This is a genomic window from Cellulomonas sp. (assembly GCF_035634735.1).
In the GTDB taxonomy this organism is placed as follows: Bacteria; Actinomycetota; Actinomycetes; order Actinomycetales; family Cellulomonadaceae; genus Cellulomonas.
Genome location: NZ_DASQCJ010000108.1, coordinates 1 through 2,033, shown reverse-complemented (window position 1 = coordinate 2,033; position 2,033 = coordinate 1). Strand labels below are relative to the sequence as shown.

The 2,033-nt window shown below is 72.7% G+C and carries 3 protein-coding genes and 1 pseudogene; 2 read left to right on the top strand and 2 right to left on the bottom strand.

Features of this window, described 5'->3' with window-relative positions:
* Nucleotides 1-447, top strand: a pseudogene (locus VER05_RS09740) (hypothetical protein); the annotation flags it as partial.
* A gap of 97 nt (nt 448-544) precedes the next feature.
* On the opposite strand, the gene VER05_RS09735 reads toward VER05_RS09740, so the two are convergent.
* A complete protein-coding gene (locus tag VER05_RS09735) occupies nt 545-814 on the bottom strand; it encodes an HPr family phosphocarrier protein (RefSeq protein ID WP_324845165.1) in 270 nt (89 codons plus the stop codon).
* A gap of 126 nt (nt 815-940) precedes the next feature.
* Nucleotides 941-1,405 (bottom strand): ribonuclease HI, encoded by a 465-nt coding sequence (gene rnhA, locus VER05_RS09730; protein ID WP_324845164.1) that lies wholly within the window; start codon nt 1,403-1,405, stop codon nt 941-943.
* Between rnhA and VER05_RS09725 the strand changes: the two genes are divergently transcribed.
* Nucleotides 1,404-2,033: DEAD/DEAH box helicase (locus tag VER05_RS09725; RefSeq protein WP_414647599.1), on the top strand; the 630-nt coding region annotated here is incomplete at its 3' end. The genes rnhA and VER05_RS09725 overlap by 2 nt on opposite strands.

The following is a 2,033-nucleotide window of genomic DNA, read 5'->3' as shown; positions in this document are numbered from 1 at the left end:
GGCGTCACCGAGCCGCTCGAGTTCGCGTTCGTGTACGTGGCCTACCCGCTGTACGCGATCCACGCCGTGCTCACCGGCACCTCGCTGGCCCTGGTGAACGCCCTCGACATCCGCAGCGGGTTCGGGTTCTCGGCGGGGGCCATCGACTACCTGCTGAACTTCCGGATCGCCGAGCAGCCCCTGCTGATCATCGTGATCGGCCTGGCCTACGCGGTCATCTACTACTTCCTGTTCCGGTTCATGATCCTGAAGTTCAACTTCAAGACCCCGGGCCGGGAGGACGACCCCGTCGCCGAGGGCGCGGGCGACGAGGTCACGGCCGCCGCGGACACCGTCCCGGCGGAGGCGCCGGCGACGGCGTCGGTCCCGGCCGCCCGGGTGGAGTCCCGCGCGGACGACCCGGGCCGGCGCCCGGGCGACCGCACCTCGGGCGAGACCCCCGCCTGACGCCGGAGGTCACCCGGCCGGAGACGAGTGGAGCGTTCTGCCCGACACGCGCGGCGTGTCTCGGCAGAACGCTCCACTCGTGCGTTCCGGGAACGCGTCAGGCGATCTCGACCTGGCTGAGGAACTTCTCCAGCGCGTCCAGGCTGGCCTCGGCGTCCGGGCCGTCGGCCTCGGTCGACAGCACCACGGTCTCGCCCGCGGCGGCGCCCAGGGTCATCACCCCGAGGATGCTGGCGGCCTGGACCGGGGCGGCGTCGCCCTTGCGGACGGTGACCGGCACCGGCTGCTTGCCGGCCTCCGCGACGAACAGGGCGGCGGGGCGGGCGTGCAGGCCCTCCGCGATGGCGACGACGACGGACCGTTCCATGCCTGACCTCCGGTGCGAGCGGGATCGTGCCCGGCGGTGGGCACGCGTCCGACTGTAACTGGTCTGGACCAGCCGCGGGGAGCAGGCCTTGCCCGCGCCCGGCCCGGCGTCGGCTCCGGGCGCGGCTCAGCCCGCCCGCACCTCGTCGACGCCCTTGTTCGCCAGCTGGTCCGCCCGCTCGTTGCCCGGGTCGCCGGCGTGGCCCTTGACCCAGTGCCAGGAGATCGCGTGCCGGGCGACCTGCTCGTCGAGCGCCTGCCACAGGTCCTGGTTCTTCACCGGCTTCTTGTCGGCGGTGCGCCAGCCGTTCCGCTTCCAGCCGGCGATCCACTTGGTCACGCCCTGCATCACGTACTGCGAGTCGACGTGCAGGTCCACGCGGCACTGCTGGTTGAGCGCCTTCAGCCCCTCGATCACCGCCGTGAGCTCCATGCGGTTGTTCGTGGTGACGGCCTCGCCGCCGAACAGCTCGCGCTCGTGCCCGTTCGACCGGAGCAGCGCGCCCCAGCCGCCGACGCCGGGGTTGCCCTTGCAGGCGCCGTCCGTCCACATCTCCACGGCGGGCGGGGTGCTGCTGGGGGCGTCGCTCATGGTCGCCCACTGTAGGGCCGCCGAAGCGTGGAAGGATCGGCCGGTGCCCCCCACCGACCGCCGGACCCTCGCCGACCGCGTCCCCGCGAACCCCCAGGACCCCGACGCGCTGTACGAGGCGTTCACCGGCTGGGCCGCCGACCAGGGCCTGGCGCTCTACCCGCACCAGGACGAGGCGCTGCTGGAGCTGGTGACCGGCTCGCACGTCATCCTGTCGACGCCGACCGGCTCCGGGAAGTCGCTGGTCGCCACCGCGGCGCACTTCGTGGCGCTGGCCCAGGGCCGGCGCACGTACTACACCGCCCCGCTCAAGGCGCTGGTGAGCGAGAAGTTCTTCGCCCTGGTCGAGGCGTTCGGCTCCGCGAACGTCGGCATGATGACCGGCGACTCCGCGGTGAACCCGGACGCGCCGATCATCTGCTGCACGGCGGAGATCCTGGCCAACCAGGCGCTGCGGCAGGGGCCCGGCGCGGACGTCGGCCAGGTGGTGATGGACGAGTTCCACTTCTACGCCGACCCGCAGCGCGGCTGGGCGTGGCAGGTGCCGCTGCTCGAGCTGCCGCGCGCCCAGTTCCTGCTCATGTCCGCGACGCTCGGCGACGTGTCGTTCTTCGTGGACGACCTCGAG